The 18740-nt window shown below is 43.4% G+C and carries 16 protein-coding genes; 6 read left to right on the top strand and 10 right to left on the bottom strand.

Annotated features, from left to right (window positions below; genetic code table 11):
• Positions 1-288: 288 nt before the first annotated feature.
• From alaS to csrA, 3 genes are all read left to right on the top strand, one after another.
• The gene (gene alaS, locus AC3IT7_RS05035) at positions 289-2982 is read left to right on the top strand and encodes an alanine--tRNA ligase (RefSeq protein ID WP_489249610.1); all 2694 of its coding nucleotides are present in this window, start codon (positions 289-291) and stop codon (positions 2980-2982) included.
• A 64-nt stretch (positions 2983-3046) separates the two neighbouring features.
• Positions 3047-4327 (top strand): aspartate kinase, encoded by a 1281-nt coding sequence (locus tag AC3IT7_RS05030; RefSeq protein WP_475654572.1) that lies wholly within the window; start codon positions 3047-3049, stop codon positions 4325-4327.
• Between the two features lie 249 nt (positions 4328-4576).
• The gene (gene csrA / locus AC3IT7_RS05025; RefSeq protein ID WP_005097444.1) at positions 4577-4831 is read left to right on the top strand and encodes a carbon storage regulator CsrA; all 255 of its coding nucleotides are present in this window, start codon (positions 4577-4579) and stop codon (positions 4829-4831) included.
• Positions 4832-4926: 95 nt separating this feature from the next.
• On the opposite strand, the gene rnhB is transcribed toward csrA, so the two are convergent.
• Entirely contained in the window at positions 4927-5520 is a 594-nt protein-coding gene (gene rnhB / locus AC3IT7_RS05020) for a ribonuclease HII (RefSeq protein ID WP_475654571.1), read from the bottom strand.
• Between the two features lie 57 nt (positions 5521-5577).
• Positions 5578-5949, bottom strand: coding sequence for a hypothetical protein (locus tag AC3IT7_RS05015; protein ID WP_475654570.1), 372 nt, complete (start codon positions 5947-5949; stop codon positions 5578-5580).
• Positions 5950-6167: 218 nt separating this feature from the next.
• On the opposite strand from AC3IT7_RS05015, the gene AC3IT7_RS05010 reads away from it, so the two are divergent.
• A complete protein-coding gene (locus AC3IT7_RS05010; protein WP_489249609.1) occupies positions 6168-6719 on the top strand; it encodes a cytochrome b in 552 nt (183 codons plus the stop codon).
• A gap of 54 nt (positions 6720-6773) precedes the next feature.
• Here AC3IT7_RS05010 and AC3IT7_RS05005 read toward each other — a convergent pair whose 3' ends face one another.
• The 4 genes from AC3IT7_RS05005 to yaaA all read right to left on the bottom strand — a co-directional run bounded on the left by AC3IT7_RS05005 (position 6774) and on the right by yaaA (position 11559).
• Positions 6774-7127, bottom strand: a complete 354-nt coding sequence (locus AC3IT7_RS05005; protein ID WP_489249608.1) for a hypothetical protein — start codon at positions 7125-7127, stop codon at positions 6774-6776.
• A gap of 40 nt (positions 7128-7167) precedes the next feature.
• A complete protein-coding gene (locus AC3IT7_RS05000) occupies positions 7168-8169 on the bottom strand; it encodes an adenosine deaminase (RefSeq protein WP_489249607.1) in 1002 nt (333 codons plus the stop codon).
• A gap of 76 nt (positions 8170-8245) precedes the next feature.
• Positions 8246-9568, bottom strand: coding sequence for an NCS2 family permease (locus AC3IT7_RS04995; RefSeq protein ID WP_475654566.1), 1323 nt, complete (start codon positions 9566-9568; stop codon positions 8246-8248).
• Between the two features lie 1208 nt (positions 9569-10776).
• Positions 10777-11559: a peroxide stress protein YaaA gene (gene yaaA, locus AC3IT7_RS04990; protein WP_489249606.1), complete on the bottom strand. Its 783-nt coding sequence runs from the start codon at positions 11557-11559 to the stop codon at positions 10777-10779.
• A gap of 123 nt (positions 11560-11682) precedes the next feature.
• On the opposite strand from yaaA, the gene AC3IT7_RS04985 reads away from it, so the two are divergent.
• Positions 11683-12315, top strand: a complete 633-nt coding sequence (locus AC3IT7_RS04985) for an alpha/beta hydrolase (protein ID WP_475654564.1) — start codon at positions 11683-11685, stop codon at positions 12313-12315.
• 430 nt (positions 12316-12745) lie between these two features.
• Here the strand turns inward: AC3IT7_RS04985 and AC3IT7_RS04980 are convergent, their stop codons facing one another.
• The 4 genes from AC3IT7_RS04980 to pheA form a co-directional block, all read right to left on the bottom strand.
• Complete coding sequence (locus AC3IT7_RS04980) at positions 12746-13111, bottom strand: hypothetical protein (protein WP_489249605.1); 366 nt, start codon at positions 13109-13111, stop codon at positions 12746-12748.
• Between the two features lie 100 nt (positions 13112-13211).
• On the bottom strand, positions 13212-15458 hold the full coding sequence (locus AC3IT7_RS04975) for a bifunctional prephenate dehydrogenase/3-phosphoshikimate 1-carboxyvinyltransferase (RefSeq protein ID WP_489249604.1): 2247 nt from the start codon (positions 15456-15458) through the stop codon (positions 13212-13214).
• A 3-nt stretch (positions 15459-15461) separates the two neighbouring features.
• Positions 15462-16553: a histidinol-phosphate transaminase gene (hisC, locus tag AC3IT7_RS04970; protein ID WP_475654561.1), complete on the bottom strand. Its 1092-nt coding sequence runs from the start codon at positions 16551-16553 to the stop codon at positions 15462-15464.
• A gap of 66 nt (positions 16554-16619) precedes the next feature.
• Positions 16620-17729 (bottom strand): prephenate dehydratase, encoded by a 1110-nt coding sequence (pheA, locus tag AC3IT7_RS04965; RefSeq protein ID WP_422196123.1) that lies wholly within the window; start codon positions 17727-17729, stop codon positions 16620-16622.
• A 488-nt stretch (positions 17730-18217) separates the two neighbouring features.
• Between pheA and AC3IT7_RS04960 the strand changes: the two genes are divergently transcribed.
• On the top strand, positions 18218-18736 hold the full coding sequence (locus tag AC3IT7_RS04960; protein WP_489249603.1) for a DJ-1/PfpI family protein: 519 nt from the start codon (positions 18218-18220) through the stop codon (positions 18734-18736).
• Positions 18737-18740: the final 4 nt, after the last annotated feature.

Raw genomic sequence — 18740 nt, 5'->3', positions numbered from 1 at the left:
TTTTATTTCTGATACATCGCCCGCTATTTAGACCTTTTACCATTCCGATTCTGTTTCAACAGATGAATACAACCCAATTGTGGTTATAGAAAATTCACTTTATGAATTCAGCAAAAAACCCGACTCAACAATTCCTTAGTAATTGGTTTTAAAATGATTGGTGCATACTGCTTTTTCCGTTATAATTTGGCGTTTTAAATTTTTAAGCCCCGCATTGCAGCAGAGCTCTCTTGTGCTTGTCAGACTGTGGTGCTTTAGCCAAATCGGAAATTATGGAGTGACTTGGTTGTGAGTACTCGTTTTATGACATCAGCTGAAATTCGTGAAGCATTTTTGCGTTACTTTGAATCGCAAGGGCATACACGTGTCGCGTCGAGTTCACTAGTACCCGCCAACGATCCAACTTTACTGTTCACCAATGCGGGTATGAACCAGTTTAAAGATTGCTTCTTAGGTCTAGAAAAACGCGATTATGTCCGTGCAGTGTCATCACAAAAATGCGTACGCGCAGGTGGTAAACACAACGACTTGGACAATGTGGGTTATACCGCACGTCACCACACCTTCTTTGAAATGCTGGGTAACTTCTCATTTGGTGATTACTTCAAACGTGATGCGATCAAATTTGCCTGGGATTTTCTGACTGGCGACGAATGGTTGGCACTACCAAAAGACAAATTATACGCAACGGTTTATCACACCGATGACGAAGCCTTTGAGATCTGGAACAAAGAAATCGGTCTAGATGCATCGCGCATTATCCGCATTGGCGACAACAAAGGTGGTCAATACGCATCAGATAACTTCTGGGCGATGGGCGATACCGGCCCTTGTGGTCCATGTTCTGAAATCTTCTTTGACCATGGTGAACATATCTGGGGTGGCCTGCCGGGCACACCTGAAGAAGATGGCGACCGTTTCATCGAAATCTGGAACAACGTATTCATGCAGTTCAACCGTACTGCAGATGGCGTATTACACCCGCTTCCAGCGCCTTCTGTAGATACAGGTATGGGCCTGGAGCGTATTTCTGCAGTTCTGCAACATGTGAATTCAAACTACGAAATCGATTTATTCCAGCACTTGTTAAAAGCTGCGGCTGAAATCATTGGTCTGGACACCTCTGAACTTGAAGCAAAAGCGCAAGAAACAGGTAAACCAGTTGAATACCCTGCATCATTAAAAGTGGTTGCTGACCATGCACGTTCATGTTCATTCCTGATTGCTGATGGCGTAAATCCTTCGAATGAAGGTCGTGGTTATGTACTGCGTCGCATCATCCGCCGTGCAGTTCGTCACGGTAACAAACTGGGTGCAAGCGGTTCATTCTTCCATAAAATGTTGCAGCCTTTGATTGAAGTGATGGGTCAAGCGTATCCGGAACTTGCGGCTAACCAGGCACGTATCGAAGCACAACTGCTGAAAGAAGAAGAGCAATTTGCCAAAACTCTTGAGCAGGGTTTGAAATTACTTGAAGGCGAACTGGCGAACTTGAAAGGTTCTGTGATTCCGGGCGAAACAGTATTTAAACTTTATGATACTTATGGCTTCCCGACCGACTTGACCGCTGATATCGCACGTGAACGTGATTTAACCATTGACGAAGCTGGCTTTGAAGTTGAAATGGCTGCACAGCGTCAACGTGCACGTGATGCAGGCAAATTTGCGATTGACTATAACAGCGTGGTTAAAGTTGAAGGCGAAACTCAATTTGACGGTTACGATGCTACTGCTGGTGAAGGTCAAATCATCGCGATCTATAAAGATGGCGAGCAAGTAGATGAAGTGGTTGAAGGCGACGAAGCGCTTATCGTTCTAAACCAGACCCCTTTCTATGCAGAAAGCGGTGGTCAGATCGGTGATACAGGGATCTTCAAAAACGATACTGGTATTTTCGAAGTTCAGGACACCAAAAAATCTGGTGGCGCTTTTGTACACCAAGGCATCGTGACCATGGGTAACTTGAAAGTTACTCAAAATGTAGAAGCAACAGTGCAAGCCGAGATTCGTGCGGCCACTGCACGCAACCACTCTGCAACTCACCTGCTACATGCTGCATTGCGTCAAATCCTGGGTTCACATGTACAACAAAAAGGTTCATTGGTTGCGTCTGATGTGTTACGTTTTGACTTTGCCAATGATCAACCGGTTAGCTTTGAACAACTGCAAGAAATTGAACGTCTAGTCAATGCTGAAGTGATTGCCAATACTGCGGTGTCGACCGAGCTTCTGGATATCGAGTCTGCCAAAGCCAAAGGCGCAATGATGCTGTTCGGCGAGAAATACGGTGATGAAGTACGTGTACTTTCTATGGGTTCAGTGATTGAAGAGAAAAACTTCTCGATCGAGCTTTGCGGTGGTATTCACGTAAAACGTACCGGTGATATCGGTCTGTTCAAGATCACTTCTGAAGGTGGTGTAGCAGCCGGTGTACGTCGTATTGAAGCCGTGACGGGTACCAAAGCAGTTGCAGTTGCACAAAAAGCCGATCGTGACATCAATACGATTAACGCTTTGCTCAAAGCGCAAAAAGACCAGACCTTGGAAAAAGTTGAGGCACTGGTCGATACGGCTTCGAGCTTGCAGAAACAGATCGAACAACTCAATCAGAAACTTGCTAGCCTGCAAGCTGGTGAACTTCTAAGCCAAGTTCAAACCATTGCAGGTCGTGCAACCTTGATTACAACCGTTGAAAATATGGATGCGAAGGCACTTCGTAACCTGCACGACGGAGTGAAATCAAAATTAGAAAATGCAGTGATTGTTCTTGCAGGTGTAGAGGGTGACAAGGTGAGCTTGATCGCATCTGTAGCAAAAGACTTCACTGCTTCTATTAAAGCGGGTGACATCATCAAACATCTGGCAACCGAGCTGGGTGGTAAAGGTGGTGGTAAACCTGACTTGGCACAAGGTGGCGCGCCACTTAACGAGAAGTTTGCACCGGTGATGGCAGATTTGACTGCCTGGCTTGCAGCAAAATAAAACTTCAATTTTGTGTAACTGACCCTGATAGGCATATCAGGGTCATGGCTTATATGGAACAACTATGGCATTAATCGTTCAAAAATATGGCGGTACCTCGATGGGTACTCCCGAGCGCATTTTAAATGTTGCTCGTCGTGTGAAACGCTGGCATGACCACGGCCACAAGGTGGTAGTGGTTGTATCAGCGATGAGTGGCGAAACCAATCGTCTGCTTGCTCTCGCGAAAGCCATTACCGAAACCCCTGACCCACGTGAACTAGACCAAATGGTATCTACGGGTGAACAGGTTACGATTTCTATGTTAGCAATGGCGCTGAACTCCATTGGAGTTGAAGCAAAATCACTAACAGGCCGCCAGGTTGGTATGAAAACCGACAGCGCATTCAACAAGGCACGTATCGAATCAATCGATACCGCCGTGTTGAATTCGAATCTGGATGCAGGCCGCGTACTTGTGGTTGCCGGTTTCCAGGGTTTTGATGAGCATGGCAATACCACAACCCTAGGTCGTGGCGGTTCAGATACATCAGGTGTTGCCATTGCTGCTGCGCTCAAAGCAGATGAATGCCAGATTTATACAGACGTTGATGGTGTCTATACCACCGATCCGCGTGTTGCACCAAAGGCCAAAAAAGTTGACCGTATTTCATTTGAAGAAATGCTGGAAATGGCGTCGCTTGGTTCTAAAGTCCTGCAAATCCGTTCAGTTGAATTTGCTGGTAAATACCAAGTGCCTTTACGCGTATTATCAAGCTTTGACAATGACAACGATGGCGCATTCGACGAAGAGTTTAAGCAAAACGTCGGTACACTTATTACGACTGAACTGGAAGACAACATGGAACAGCCAATTATCTCTGGTATCGCATTTAACCGTGACGAAGCAAAATTAACCATTTTAGGCGTACCTGACGAACCAGGCATTGCCTCTAAAATTTTGTGCCCGATTGGTAATGCCAATGTTGAAGTGGATATGATTATCCAGAACGTTGAAGAAGATGGTACAACTGATTTCACTTTTACGGTAAATCGTAGTGAATTAAATAAAGCCAAAGCCATTCTTGAAGCAACAGCGCAAGAAATTGGTGCACGTGAAGTTGCAACGCGTTCAGATATCGTAAAAGTATCGATTGTGGGTGTAGGCATGCGTTCACATGCAGGCGTGGCAAGCAAGATGTTTACCGCACTGGCAGATGAAGGCATTAATATTCTGATGATCTCAACCTCTGAAATCAAGATTTCAGTGATCATTGAAGAGAACTATCTGGAACTTGCAGTGCGTTCACTTCACACCGCGTTCGGCCTAGACCGTGAACAAGGTGAATCCAGCGTGCGCGCTTAAGCATAAAAATAAAATATTGTCATTGTTTGACAGTATTTTATAAATCTCTACAAAAATTCAGAGCCACTATAGTTTTTTTTATAGTGGCTCTGTTATATTAAGCCTGAGGATTTTTAAAAAACTGAGATAGATTAAAATCTTTCACCCAGATGACAGAATTTCTATCCAGATTTTATTTTTAATTTTTGGTTGTGTTTTTTGTTTTACATTCAATAGATTGCAGGTTTTGCATTTTGCAAGGAGAGAAACATGCTGATTTTGACTCGACGTGTCGGGGAAACTTTAATGATTGGAGACCAAGTCAGCGTGACTGTGCTTGGCGTGAAAGGTAATCAGGTTCGTATTGGGGTCAACGCTCCGAAAGAAGTCTCTGTGCACCGTGAAGAGATTTACCAGCGTATCCAGCATGAACGTGCAATGCATGAACATCTTCAGCATATCGATCAAGATTTCCAGCCTTCGTACGAAGATGAGAATCAAACACAAAATAATTTTAACCGTTAATTTGTGTATAAATCATAAAGCGGCTTTAAAGCCGCTTTAAATTTTTGTGTAGTTTAATTTTTAAATATTCAATACTTAAAGAACTTTAATAAAAATTAAAGTTCTGCGCCCTGCTGTTCCAGCAAGGCCGCAATCACCTTTTTCACCGGCCCAAAGCTGCGACGATGTTCATCAATTACCCCATGCAAGGCTATCGCTTCAAAATGTGCTTTGGTGGGATAACCCTTATGCTTGGCAAAACCAAATTGCGGATGTTTCTGATCCATTTCAATCATCTGGTGATCCCGTGTCACTTTGGCCAGGATACTTGCCGCTGAAATTTCTGCATGCAAGGCATCGCCACCAATGACCGCATCACAGCTCATGGTCAATCCTTGAGGGATTTTATTGCCATCGACCCGCACATGCTCAGGTTGAATTGCCAAAGCTTCTACGGCACGGCGCATTGCCAGCAAAGAGGCCTGCAAAATATTATGCTCATCAATTTCTGCTGCAGAGGCTTCAGCGATGGCCCAAGCCAGCGCTTTTTCCTGAATTTCTATAAATAGTTTTTCACGTTTTTTTTCGGTCAGTTTTTTAGAATCATTTAAACCTTCAATCGGGTTATTTGGATCTAAAATTACAGCGGCTGCCACCACTGAACCGACTAGCGGTCCACGACCTGCTTCATCTACACCAGCAATTATCATTTCATTTCCCATAAAAAATAGGCTGAACCGGTCAGCCTATTTCAATTTGATCTTGGCTTAGTTTACAGCTTCAGCCACACAAGCGTTAATGGTTTTTGCAACCACATTTCCCACGATGGTGGCACGTGCAGCCGGATCAATCGCAGCTGTTGCCAGATCCACTGCTGTCACACTTTGCGGTGCTTTTTCGCTGACACAACCACAAATTTCAGACTGGATATCTTGCTTTTGTGTAGTAGTCATTAAACGGGTGGCCGTTTGCCATGCCGGAATATTATTCAGTTCAGTGGTACATTTTGCATTGATGGCAATTTTAAGTGCGGCCCCACCCAGTTGCTGAGTCGCTGTTTGTGTTTCAGGGGTAGTTGTTGTAGTACAAGCCGATAAAACCAGAGCCAGTGGAGCAAGTGCCGCTAATAATTTTTTCACAAATATATTCCTTATTCATTCATATATGAAGCGTGTCGCTATTGTGCCGAAATTCACCTGAATAAGAAATCTAAAAATCATCTGGCATGTTTAATCTGCAGCCAACCAACTAGATAGATGTTGCAGGAAAGCCACCATAGCGTTGCAGATTTGGAATTGCCGAGTTTAGTCAGTGTTTGCTAAGGTTCAGCCTTGTTTAAGCGCACCAGAAAATCTATATGAAGAAATCACTTTATTACACACGAACAGCGCAATGGCTGCATTGGATCATGGCAGTTATCTTTATTGTGGCCTGGCTGATTGGCTTTTATAGCGGTAATTTTTTAAGTTATGAAGTGGATGGCAGCTTTAAAGGTGATGTGATTTCATTGCATAAAAATATTGCTACCACCATTATTTTCCTGTTGGTGGTGCGAATTTTCTGGCGTTATACCCATCCGGCACCTGAACTGCCCAACAGCATGTCACCGCTGATGAAAATTTTGGCCCATGCCGGTCATCTGGCCCTGTATTTCATGCTGATTGCCCTGCCCCTTACAGGCTGTTTATATAGCTGGAGTTTAGGTTATCCGGCACCGGTACTGTATCTATTTGATCTGCCTGCACTGATCGGGGAAAATCCCGCCGTTACTGCAATTGTAAAACCTTTACATATCTGGCTTTCCTGGGCGGTCGGACTGCTTTTAATCGGACATATTGCCGCAGCGCTGAAACATCATTTTGTCGATAAAGATCATGTATTGAAAAGCATGACCCGGCAGGATAAATAATTAGAGCATTAAAATGAGATAAATCATCTTCTCAGCCTGTACTTGCAGGCTGTTTTATTCAGTAAATTTCTTGAGACAGCCTTTGAGGCTGTTTGTAATTGCTTTTTGGGTCAGCTCTTTCTTGGCTGCTTCATCTACTGTCGCTTTTAATAAGGTTGTGGCAGGTACATCGTTTAGCGCATGCTCTCCCACACATGCACAGACACTCTGCTCAAGTTCGACTTTATTTTTGTCCTGCATGAAATAGGTCGAAACTTTCCAGACCTTGGAATTTTGCAACTCTTTGCCACATTGATATTCAATCAAGGGCTTTAAGGTACGTTGTGTCAAAGTCATATCTGCATTTGAGCAGGCAGATATGAACACGGTACTGATGAGCAGAATTACATTTTTCAATTTCATATCCATCTATAAAAACAAAGGCAGAGCGAACTCTGCCTTTTAAAACTCAAACCAAGGCACGGATCTGATTAATCCATTGCTCTTTTTCAGCCTCTGAAATAAAGGACGCTTCAAATGAGTTCATTGCCAACTGCTTTAATTCCGCATTGCTCAAGTCTAGCGCTTCAGCAATCGCAATAAAGTTGTCATTCATATAGCCACCAAAATAGGATGGGTCATCTGAATTGACGGTCACATGTACGCCCTGTTGCAACAGGCGACGGATATTATGCTGCTGCATATTATCGACCACACACAGCTTTAAATTTGACAGCGGACAAACTGTTAATGGCATTTTTTCAGCAATCAGGCGCTGCATTAACTCAGGATCTTCTTCTGAACGCACGCCATGATCAATGCGATTCACTTTCAATAGATCCAGCGCTTCCCAGACGTATTCTGCCGGACCTTCTTCACCTGCATGCGCAACCACCAGAAAACCGGCTTCACGTGCTTTGGCAAAGACACGTTCAAATTTTGAGGGTGGATGCCCGACTTCACTTGAATCCAACCCCACTGCAATGATCTGGTCTTTATAAGGCAAAGCCTGTTCCAGCGTTGCAAAAGCAGCTTCTTCACTTAAATGACGCAGGAAGCACATGATCAAATGTGAGCTAATCCCAAGCTTGGCTTTGGCATCATCACAGGCTTTTTGCAGACCATTGATCACGGTTGCAAAGGCAATGCCACGATCGGTATGGGTCTGTGGATCGAAGAACATTTCCGTATGCAGCACATTGTCTTCGGCACATTTTTCAAAATAAGCCCAAGCCAGGTCATAAAAGTCCTGTTCATGGATCAGTACATTGGCCCCGGCATAATAAATATCCAGGAAAGACTGAAGATTATGGAAATTATAAGCCTGTTTAACTTCTTCAACAGATTTATACGGGATGGCAATCTGGTTACGCTGAGCGATTGCAAACATCAGCTCAGGCTCAAAGGTGCCTTCAATATGAACATGCAGCTCGGCTTTTGGCAAAGCTCGAATCAACTCAAGACGGTTCATCGCTTCTCCTCGTGAAACCTTTAAATAATAAAAAAGGGTGCAAACTGAGTTTACACCCTTTCTGAAACTGGAAATATTAGCCGCCGAATAATGCGAATTTTAGTGCCCAAAGTGCAGCAATAATCCAGACCATATACGGTACAGTTGCAGCCTTACCGGTAAGCAACTTGATCAGTGCATAGCTGATAAAGCCCATCGCAATACCATCTGCAATTGAATAGGTAAATGGCATGAACACAATGGTTAAAAATGCAGGAACAGCCTCAGTAATATCTTCCCAGTCAATATGGACGATACCCTGAATCATCAACACACCCACAAATAGCAGTGCTGGTGCCGTAGCAAAACTTGGCACAGACTGTGCCAGTGGTGCCAGAAACAGACAGGCAATAAACAGTAACCCGACCACAACAGCTGTTAGACCGGTACGGCCACCTGCTGCCACACCGGCAGAAGATTCAATATAAGGTGTGGTTGAAGAAGTGCCGAGTGCAGCACCGGCAACAATTGCCGATGAATCAGCAAAGAGTGCTTTCTTCAAGCGTGGCAACTTGCCGTCTTTTAACAGACCGGCACGATGTGAAACCCCAACCAAGGTGCCGGTAGAGTCAAACAGATCGACCAGGAAGAATACAAAAATCACCCCAATCAAACTAGCAGTAAACAAGCCTTCAAAGTTCATTTGCATGAAGGTTGGCGCTAGCGATGGAATATGACCCACAACACCCTGAAACTCGTTATAACCGAGCGCTGTAGCAATCGCAGTCACCACCAGAATACTGATGATAATGGCACCACGGACTTTAAACTGATGCATTACCACTACCAGTAAAAAGCCTAAAAGTGCCAACAATACTGAAGGCTGTTTCAGATCACCCAAACCCACTAAAGTTGCTGGATTATCTACAATAATACCGGCATTTTTCAGTGCAACCAAGGCCAGGAATAAACCAATCCCGCCACCAATCGCGAGTTTCAGCGACATTGGAATTGCATTGACAATGGCTTCACGTATTTTGAACAGGCTAATGGCAATAAAAACCAGACCTGAAACAAAAACTGCACCCAGGGCAGTTTGCCAAGGCACTCCCATTCCCAGACATACGGAATAGGTAAAGAAGGCATTCAGACCCATACCCGGTGCAAGCGCGATTGGATAGTTTGCAATCAGGCCCATGACCAGACAGCCAATTGCGGCCGCGAGACAGGTTGCTACAAAGACAGCCCCATGATCCATCCCCGTTTCGGACAAAATCATTGGATTGACAATAATGATGTAACACATCGTTAAGAATGTAGTTACACCTGCCAGAACTTCTGTACGGAAACTGGTTTTGTTTTCACTCAGTTTAAACAGACGTTCCAGTATATTTTCTGAAGATGGATTAGGAGTCGTCATGACCTAGCCCCTATTGAGTAAACTTTATGCTTTAAGCACGCCGCCAAATAAATGAAATCTTATAAAAACATTCATTTATGATGAGGATGTGTTAGCAATGAATATGCCAGCATAGCCATTTGACGGGTTAAATGTTTGAACAGCTGACAGCCCCTAGGGCTATGCTATAAAAACCCAAAAAAATCTAAACAAAAAAGCTGCATAACTTTTATGCAGCTCTAATTAATGATATAAATCAAATGTTTAGAAAGATGAAATCTACTTCACCTTTATCGTCGGCAAATTATAACACATTGATTTCTTATTGCTTCTTCGATTTTATACATTATTAAAAATTAATATATTTAAAATAAATATTTTTAAAATTTCATTATAATTATTATCCAGTTAATTTTATTAACTCACCTGCTGGGTAAATAAAAAAATGATGCAGCGGTTAATGTCGATGCCGGTTAGAATCTAGCAGTTTGTCTGAGTCGCGCACTTCACTCAAGACATGACGAATCTTTTCATATTTTCTGATTTCTGCCTGCCTATGTACACAGAATCCCAATAAACTGACCATTAACACAAAAACAGGAATAGCATGTATTTTCATTTTTATTATTCTGCTTTGTAACATCCTGCAATTATGCTAACAAAAAACATAATAAACTTGTGACATAGTTTACATTTAACCCGATAGAATGCATTTTTTTAACAAATTACTCATAATTTTCTCTAGTTTTATTTATTATTACTTAATTAATTTGTAATTCTTTCGCAAATTTTTGTGTCTATTGGCAATATTTATAAAATTTAAAGCAAGCAATTGAATTTAAATGGTTTTATTAAAAATAATAAGCACAATTTTTAAAACACTCTCATAGCAATTAATGAAATTTCACTTATTTAAAGTATATCGATTTGAATTATTTTATTCGGATTTTCCCAGAAATATCAGCTTCAAATTTCAGCTCAAAAACGCTCAAATAAATGAGATTTTGCTCGTTATTTCAATCAGTTCGCTACTAAATCTAAGTTTTCATCCGCTTGAAAGCCTCTCAGATATTATAAAAGATATATTCACAGCAAAACGCTGCCGCTTAATTCTATCCTTGCTTCGAGACCTTAAATCCGGTTGTATTTGGATAAATAGCATCTCAATACATGTTTTGCCAATACCGGTATAGACACAGCAGCCTATCCGGTACTGGCAAGAGGCTCAGTTATGCACTGATTTGTTCATCACGCTTAAAGACCAGTTCACCTTTAAGCGAACTGTCTGCATCGAAATAATAACCGTCAGTGTTGAAAGCCTTCAGCTCTTCAATACGATCAATTTTATTTTCAACCATAAAGCGTGCCATCAAACCACGTGCCTTTTTGGCATAAAAACTAATTACTTTATATTTGCCATTTTTCTGATCCAGAAATACCGGCTTGATAATCTCGGCCTGAACCTTAGATTCATTGACTGATTTATAATATTCATCGGAAGCAATATTCACCAAAATTTTAGAATTTGCTGCTGCCAAGTCCTGATTAATCAGATCTGTAATGTGATGTGCCCAGAATTCATACAGGTTATGGCCACGAGAATTGGCCAATTTGGTTCCCATTTCCAGACGGTACGGCATCATCAGATCCAAAGGACGCAATAGGCCATATAAACCAGACAGCATGCGCAAACGCTGTTGTGCGTAGTGCAAATCCTCATGCTTTAAACTATAGGCATCCAGACCTGTATAGACATCCCCTTTAAATGCAAAAATGGCCTGACGTGCATTGGCCAGATTAAAATCGGGCTGCCAGTCCTTGAAACGTGCTGTATTTAAATTGGCAATTTTTTCACTGACACTCATTAAACTGGAAATTTCCGTCGCAGAAAGTTGACAACATACCTCTATCAAGTCCTGTGAATGTTCCAATAATCTTGCTTGTGTAAATTGATCGGTCGGTAATGGGCTATCGTAATCGAGAGTTTTGGCTGGAGAAATTAAAGCGAGCATGGCAACCTGGTCAAAAAATGATTAATCAAACTATATCAGTCTACTTATTTTAATTCCAATTCATGTTTTTATTCACCATAATCGTTAAAATGCACCATTCTCCTGCTAATCATCGGTTTTTCTATGTCCGAGCAAATTTTCCTTCAAGGACCTGCGGGTCAGATTGAAGTTTTTGTGGATTATCCTCAGGGTGAAGTGAAAGGATTCGCGGTAGTTTGTCACCCCCACCCCTTGCAAGGTGGTACTCCCCAACACAAGGTTCCAGTTTTACTGGCACAAATGTATCTGGAACGTGGTTGTGTTGTGTATCGTCCGAGTTTTCGCGGTTCTGGTCAAAGTGAAGGTATACACGACGAGGGCTTTGGTGAGACTGATGATGTATTAGAAGTCATTAAGTTTGCACGCAGTCAGTATATTGCCTTGCCTTTTTATGCAGGTGGTTTTAGTTTTGGTGCACATGTCATGGCAAAAAGCTATGCTGCCTTGCCGGTAGAACTGCAACCTAAACAGACTATTTTATGTGGTCTGCCAACGGCAACAGTCGCCGGTATTCGCCATTATGTTACACCAGCAATCAAAGGCGACATTCTATTTATTCATGGTGAAGGTGATGAAGTAACCTTGCTATCTGACATGATTGAGTGGGCAAAACCACAGCGCCATTTGGTCACGGTATTGCCTGGTGCCAACCATTTCTTTACCGGCTATTTAAAGCAGTTACGTATTGCCATGACCCGCTACCTGGCGCTTGGCTAAATAATAAAACCCATCAAATGATGGGTTTTTATGTATTTTATAGCCCTTTTGCAGTTAAGTAATCAATCAACGCTCGAATATTCAGGTCGTTGTACCACAGCAATGACCTTCTCCTCCCAACGTTGAATCAGTTTTCAACGCGGCCTTTGCTTTAGCTACAGGGTAGTAAATCCATCGTTGAGGAGCTAACTCATCCAAGGCATAAATTGCCAACGCATCAACCGCTGCATAGTCTTCTTCAGCGGCCCTATTCTCTAGTCAGCTTTGCCATACTGTTGCAAATGCATGTTCAGATTCTGGCAGATCCATGTCATAGAACGTGTCAGGCCAGCCGTATCACGGTACGGTCTTCTAGGGCATGAGATGCAAAAAATAGCTCGGTATAAGACCTTCATTTTTCAGTGAAGCGCGAGTTTTAGCAGAGTTAAGATTAATTCTTCCATTCAAACTCGCTAAAGCTTTCCTGTTCTTTTAGTGAGGTTTCGACGGCCTGTGCCAACTGATTAAGCAGACTGCGTTCGGTAATACGATCCAGCCAGTCTTGTTCTTCTTCCGGATATGAGGCAATTTCACAGATCAGATGGCCCTGCTCATCTCTGGTTTCACAGCTGACTGATAAAGGCAATGCATGTTCATCCACGCTCACGGCAACCTGGGCACCACTTTGACTTAAGGTCTGAAAGCCATATTTGCCTAATTCTCCGGCAAGCAAACGTGCTACATATTCCTGGGTTTCCTGACCATCATGTGGCTGTTGCAGGCTTTGTGCATTTGCCATAAATTTTAATTTTCGCATCGCTCTATCCAAATGGCTTTTTTGTTGTATGGTTTTAGCATAAGCAATATAAACAAAACAGCCAAGCAAAAGCTTGGCTGTTTCACATAATTGTTAAAAATTATTCTGTGACTTCAATCGCCAGACCAGCCTGTGAAGTCAGTGCGGTAAAGGTCGGGAAACTGGTAGCGACCGTTTCTGTACCGACAATCTTGATTTGTTCTGAATTACGCAAACCGGCAATCGAGAAGCTCATTGCAATGCGGTGATCATGATGCGATTCAATTTCACCACCCGTAAAGATTGGCGACCAGTCACCTGACTTACCTTTACCTTCAATAATGATGCCATCTTCAGTTGGGGTGCAGTCGATGCCCATGGTTTTTAAGCCATCTGCCATGACTTGAATACGATCCGATTCTTTGACACGAAGTTCAGCAGCACCAGTCAAAACGGTTTGACCTTCCGCACATGCCGCCGCAATAAATAATGCCGGGAATTCATCAATCGCCAATGGCACCTGATCTTCCGGCATATGAATGCCTTTTAGCGTACGCGACCCTTTGATCCGGATGTCTGCAATTGGTTCACCGCCAGCAATGCGTTCATTTTCAACACTAATGTCCGCACCCATCTGTTTCAGGATTTCGATCACACCGATACGGGTTGGGTTAATACCAACAGCTTCCAAGGTCACATCCGAATTTTCAGTAATCGCAGCGCCGACCATGAAGAAGGCTGCAGAAGAAATATCAGAAGGCACCTGAATATTGGTTCCAACCAGCTTACCGCCACCTTGCAGTGAAATACGATTGCCTTCAGTTTTTACCTCATAGCCAAAGGCACGCAACATACGTTCGGTATGATCACGTGTTGGTTCAGGTTCAGTGACTGCCGTTTCACCATTTGCCCACAGACCTGCAAGTAAAATCCCTGATTTCACCTGAGCCGAAGCCATTGGCAAGTCGTACTGAATACCCTGTAGCTGTTGATTGCCTGTAATCGAAACAGGCGGTGTTCCACGCTCACCCGTGGTTTGAATCTGCGCACCCATTTCACGTAAAGGCTTGGCAATACGTTCCATCGGGCGTTTAGACAGTGAAGCATCACCGGTCATCACGGAATCAAATTTTTGCGCAGCCAGCATGCCTGACAGTAAGCGCATTGAAGTACCTGAGTTGCCCATATAGATAGCAGACTTAGGTGACTTGAGACCATGCATGCCGACACCGTGAATAATGACTTCACCATTTTTAGGGCCTTCAATACTCACACCCATATCACGGAAAGCCTGCAAGGTTGCCAATGCATCCTCACCCTCAAGGAAACCGGTCACATGTGTCGTACCTTCAGCAATGGCACCAAACATGATCGAGCGATGTGACACAGATTTGTCACCTGGCACGGTAAATTTACCCTGAAATTTCTTGGAACCCGGCTGAATGGTAAATTGTTGTGTCACTTTATTTTTCTCCATGAAAGGTGTCTTGGTGAGCATATGGTTAAAATGCTGGCGTGCTGCCTGCGCATGACCCAATAAGCCCATCAATGCTTGGGAATCTTCATCTTCAATCAATTTTCGAATGATGGCGAGCTGCTGCTCAAAACCATCGACGGCATTCAGAACTGCTTTCTTATTTGCAAAAAAGATGTCATGCCACATTTGTGGATCACTGGCCGCAATCCGGGAAAAATCCCGGAAGCCACCGGCAGCATAACGAAAAATGTCTAAGTTGTCTTCACGCTTGGCCAGCTGTTCGACCAGGTTAAACGCCATCAAGTGTGGAAGATGACTGGTATGTGCCAGCACTTCATCGTGCTTGTCCACATCCATACAAATCACTTCGGCTTTTGCCGCTTGCCACAGTTGAATCAGTTTCTCGACAGCCCAGTCTGCGCTTGTTGGCAGCGGGGTCAAAATTACTTTGTGATTGGCAAACAAATCGACTTTTCCAGCATGTACCCCGGTATGTTCGGCACCGGCAATCGGATGTCCCGGCACAAAACCCTCAGGTAATCTATCACCAAACACCGCTCTGGCCGCTTCGACCACATTGCCCTTGGTACTGCCGACATCCGTAATGATGACATTAGCGGATAAATACGGCTGAATGACTTCAAGTACTTTCTGGGTAGCACGTACTGGCAATGCCAGCACAACCAGATCAGCGCCTTTGACAGCGTCTACAGGATCGGCATAGCCTTCGGAAATCAGACCCAGCACTTTGGCATCTTCCAAGGTTTTTGGCGAACGTGTCGATGCAACGATGTCATTGGCCAGATGCTCGGCTCGAATGACACGCGCCAGGCTGGAACCAATCAGTCCAAGCCCGATAAATGCAACTTTTTCAAACAGTGGCTGCGACATGGTTTAAGCTTTTGCCTCTAAACCCAATACTTTAGCAAGCGCGCTCAAGAATTTCGCGTTTTCTGCTTCAGTACCAATCGATACACGAATGTGATTGGAAATACCGACCGGACGCACAATCACGCCTAATTTAAGCAAGCCATTAAAAGTTGCGGCTGGATCTGCCTGTACATCAACCAAAATGAAGTTGGCACGAGAAGGCACATAGTTCAGACCCAAAGCCTTAAAACCTGCCTCAAGTTGCGCCATACCGGCTTTATTCACTTCACGTGAACGTGCAATAAACTCTTCATCTTTCAGTGCAGCCACTGCAGCCACCATGGCTAAATGGTTGACGTTAAATGGCTGACGAATACGGTTTAAATAATCCGTCACTTCAACCGATGCCAGAGCAAAACCAACCCGCAGCGCTGCCAGACCATAACACTTCGACAAAGTACGGCTAACAATCAGGTTTGGATATTGATGCAGGAATTTCAGGCTATTGAAGTTTTCCGGGAAATATTCCACATAGGCTTCATCTAGCACCACAATCACATTGGCAGGCACTTTTTGCATGAAAGCTTCAAATTCAGCTTCTTCAAACCAGGTCCCGGTCGGGTTGTTCGGATTGGCAATGAAGACAAGTTTGGTATTGTCCTGAATCGCCGCAGCCATCGCATCAAGGTCATGGGAGAAACCTTTGGCTGGCACTTCAATTGCTTGTGCATTAATCGCTTGAGTCACTAGCGCATAAACCGCAAAGGCATGCTGGCTATACACCACAGAATCGCTTGAAGAAACAAATGCACGTGCAAATATTTCCAGCAAGTCGTTTGAACCATTACCTAGCGTAATCTGATCGTGATTAAAACCAAACTGAGTTTTGATTTGATCTTTCAGGATAAAACCACCACCATCAGGATAACGGCCAATTTCGGCAATTTCCGCAGCGACCGCTTCTTTGACTTTATCTGAACAACCCAGCGGATTTTCATTTGACGCCAGTTTCACGATATCGGTAATACCCAACTCACGCTCAAGCTCACTGATTGGCTTACCCGGTTGATATGGCTTTAATTTTGAGATGCCTGAATTAGCTGGAACAAACGACATTTTAGACTTCCAATTTTAGGTACAAAACAGTGGTCAGCACCCTTGCCCTGACCACACATAGCTGAATTAAAGTACAGCGGCAGGATATGAGCCCAGCACGCGGACTTCTTTCACCAAAGGACGAATTTCTGCAATGGCAGCTTTGACATGTTCCTGCTCAATATGGCCTTCCAGATCAATGAAGAACACATAAGCCCATTTTTCAGGAAGTGCGGGACGCGTTTCAATGCTGGTCAGACTGATGTTATGCTTGGCAAATGGCGCCAGAATTTCCAGCAATGCCCCGGCACGGTCATGTGCAGAAATCAGCAATGAGGTTTTATCATTGCCACTTTGCGGCACTTTTTCACGACCAATCACCAGGAAGCGCGTGGTGTTTTCCGGATTGTCCTCGATATTGCCATGCATGATTTCGAGTTCATAGATGCTCGCAGCAATTTCAGAGGCAATCGCGGCAGAATGCCATTCATTCCGGATTCGGCGCGCAGCTTCAGCATTGGAACTCAAAGCAACCCGCTCTACTCCTGGATAATGGGCATCTAGCCATTTACGACATTGTGCCAGGGTCTGCTGATGGGCATAAATCTGTTTAATACTGTCTTTACGGGTATTTTCAGAAATCAGGAACTGATGATGAATCGGCAATTCGACTTCACCAATGACATTCAGGTTAGAGGTTTTAAAACAGTCCAGGGTATGATTGACCACACCTTCTGAGGAATTTTCTACCGGCACCAAGCCATAATGGGCACTGCCCGCCTCTACTTCACGGAAGACTTCATCAATCGTCGGCAAAGGTCGAACCACGGCATCATGACCAAAGTGCTTCAGTACCGCAGAATGGGTATAGGTCCCGACTGGGCCAAGGAAAGCAATACTTTGCGGAGCTTCAAGCGCAAGACAAGCGGACATGATTTCACGGAACAGACGCGCCATGGTGGTATCTGACAATGGACCTTCATTGCGTTCCATGACATTGCGTAAAACTTGTGCTTCACGTTCTGGACGGTAAAACAGCGGATTCTCTTCTGACGCAAACTTTGCTTTTGCGACAGCCTCAGCCAATCGTGCACGACGGTTAATCAATTGCTGAATTTGCTGATCAACAGAATCGATATCTTCACGAATTTTTGCCAAATCAAGAGAAATCGTGGTGTTTTGATCGTCGTTGATCATTGTTATGTCGCCCTTCATAAACCTTATCTGTTCAGTATAACAATAGTGAGCTTTAAAATGTTACGCAATATGACATTGGTAGATTAAGTCTTAAAAACAGACAGTTGATTTTAACCATTCATCGCTTTTGGTCATATCTGGTAACACTTAGTTCAGCCTTTTTGCTTGATTTACATTATGAATTTGTAAATTTCGCCCACTCATCTTAACTGATTTTAATGAAGATGAAATATCACTATTTCTTAATCTATATAGCGGTTTTAACCATAAGAAAATTAAAATAATCGCTCCAAAAATATCTTTTCTAATTTATAAAAATCTGAGATATCTTTCACAATAAAATGCACACGAATAAACTGAATTTTTTCTATTTTTCGTTGATTTTACTGGTTTTTTTACACAAAAATACTACTGCGTTACAAAGCAGAGACGTTTTTTCAACCTTTAACCGCTAGTCTAATTTAAATCAAGCATTGGGGGTGTCAGTCATGCCAAAAAGAATAGCTGTCCTTATAACAAATAATTTTGAAGATCAGGAATACCTTGAACCAGTTGCAGCCTTGCTGGCTGCCAAACATAGTATCTGCAATATTGAACTTCATGCAGGTAAAGTGGTTTATGGGCTGCATGGCTGTTCTGCTGTTACCATCGACCGTGGCATCGAACAGATCAGTATTGATGACTTTGATGCCTTGCTGATTCCAGGAGGAGAGTCTGCAGTTTCCCTCTCTACAGATGTTCGGGTGCTACAGTTTATCCATGCCTTCAATCAGGCCAAAAAAGCCATATTCAGTCTATGCGATGCGTCATTATTGCTGTGTGAAGCAGATGTACTGAAAAATCGGATTATTACCAGTATCCGGGCACATGCGAGCCGTGTACAGCATGCGGGTGGAACCTATTATGATGTAGAGCTGGTCAATGACAATAACCAGTTGATTTCATCGCGCCTGCCCAATGACCTGCCCATTTTTATTCATGAATGTCTCAATGTCCTAAAATCATGAAATT

This window comes from Acinetobacter sp. KH_038 (assembly GCF_057839405.1).
The sequence above is the reverse complement of the archived record's forward strand: the minus strand, read 5'-3'. Positions and strand labels throughout refer to the sequence as shown.

What these genes read in the sequence shown, in the direction of transcription:
- AC3IT7_RS04960 (WP_489249603.1), top strand. Translation starts at nt 18,218, where the DNA reads ATGCCAAAAAGAATAGCTGTCCTTATAACAAATAATTTTGAAGATCAG.
- hisC (WP_475654561.1), bottom strand. Translation starts at nt 16,553, where the DNA reads ATGTCGTTTGTTCCAGCTAATTCAGGCATCTCAAAATTAAAGCCATAT.
- csrA (WP_005097444.1), top strand. Translation starts at nt 4,577, where the DNA reads ATGCTGATTTTGACTCGACGTGTCGGGGAAACTTTAATGATTGGAGAC.
- rnhB (WP_475654571.1), bottom strand. Translation starts at nt 5,520, where the DNA reads ATGATAATTGCTGGTGTAGATGAAGCAGGTCGTGGACCGCTAGTCGGT.
- AC3IT7_RS04985 (WP_475654564.1), top strand. Translation starts at nt 11,683, where the DNA reads ATGTCCGAGCAAATTTTCCTTCAAGGACCTGCGGGTCAGATTGAAGTT.
- AC3IT7_RS05030 (WP_475654572.1), top strand. Translation starts at nt 3,047, where the DNA reads ATGGCATTAATCGTTCAAAAATATGGCGGTACCTCGATGGGTACTCCC.
- pheA (WP_422196123.1), bottom strand. Translation starts at nt 17,729, where the DNA reads ATGATCAACGACGATCAAAACACCACGATTTCTCTTGATTTGGCAAAA.
- AC3IT7_RS04975 (WP_489249604.1), bottom strand. Translation starts at nt 15,458, where the DNA reads ATGTCGCAGCCACTGTTTGAAAAAGTTGCATTTATCGGGCTTGGACTG.
- AC3IT7_RS05000 (WP_489249607.1), bottom strand. Translation starts at nt 8,169, where the DNA reads ATGAACCGTCTTGAGTTGATTCGAGCTTTGCCAAAAGCCGAGCTGCAT.
- AC3IT7_RS05005 (WP_489249608.1), bottom strand. Translation starts at nt 7,127, where the DNA reads ATGGATATGAAATTGAAAAATGTAATTCTGCTCATCAGTACCGTGTTC.
- AC3IT7_RS04980 (WP_489249605.1), bottom strand. Translation starts at nt 13,111, where the DNA reads ATGCGAAAATTAAAATTTATGGCAAATGCACAAAGCCTGCAACAGCCA.
- yaaA (WP_489249606.1), bottom strand. Translation starts at nt 11,559, where the DNA reads ATGCTCGCTTTAATTTCTCCAGCCAAAACTCTCGATTACGATAGCCCA.
- AC3IT7_RS05010 (WP_489249609.1), top strand. Translation starts at nt 6,168, where the DNA reads ATGAAGAAATCACTTTATTACACACGAACAGCGCAATGGCTGCATTGG.
- AC3IT7_RS04995 (WP_475654566.1), bottom strand. Translation starts at nt 9,568, where the DNA reads ATGACGACTCCTAATCCATCTTCAGAAAATATACTGGAACGTCTGTTT.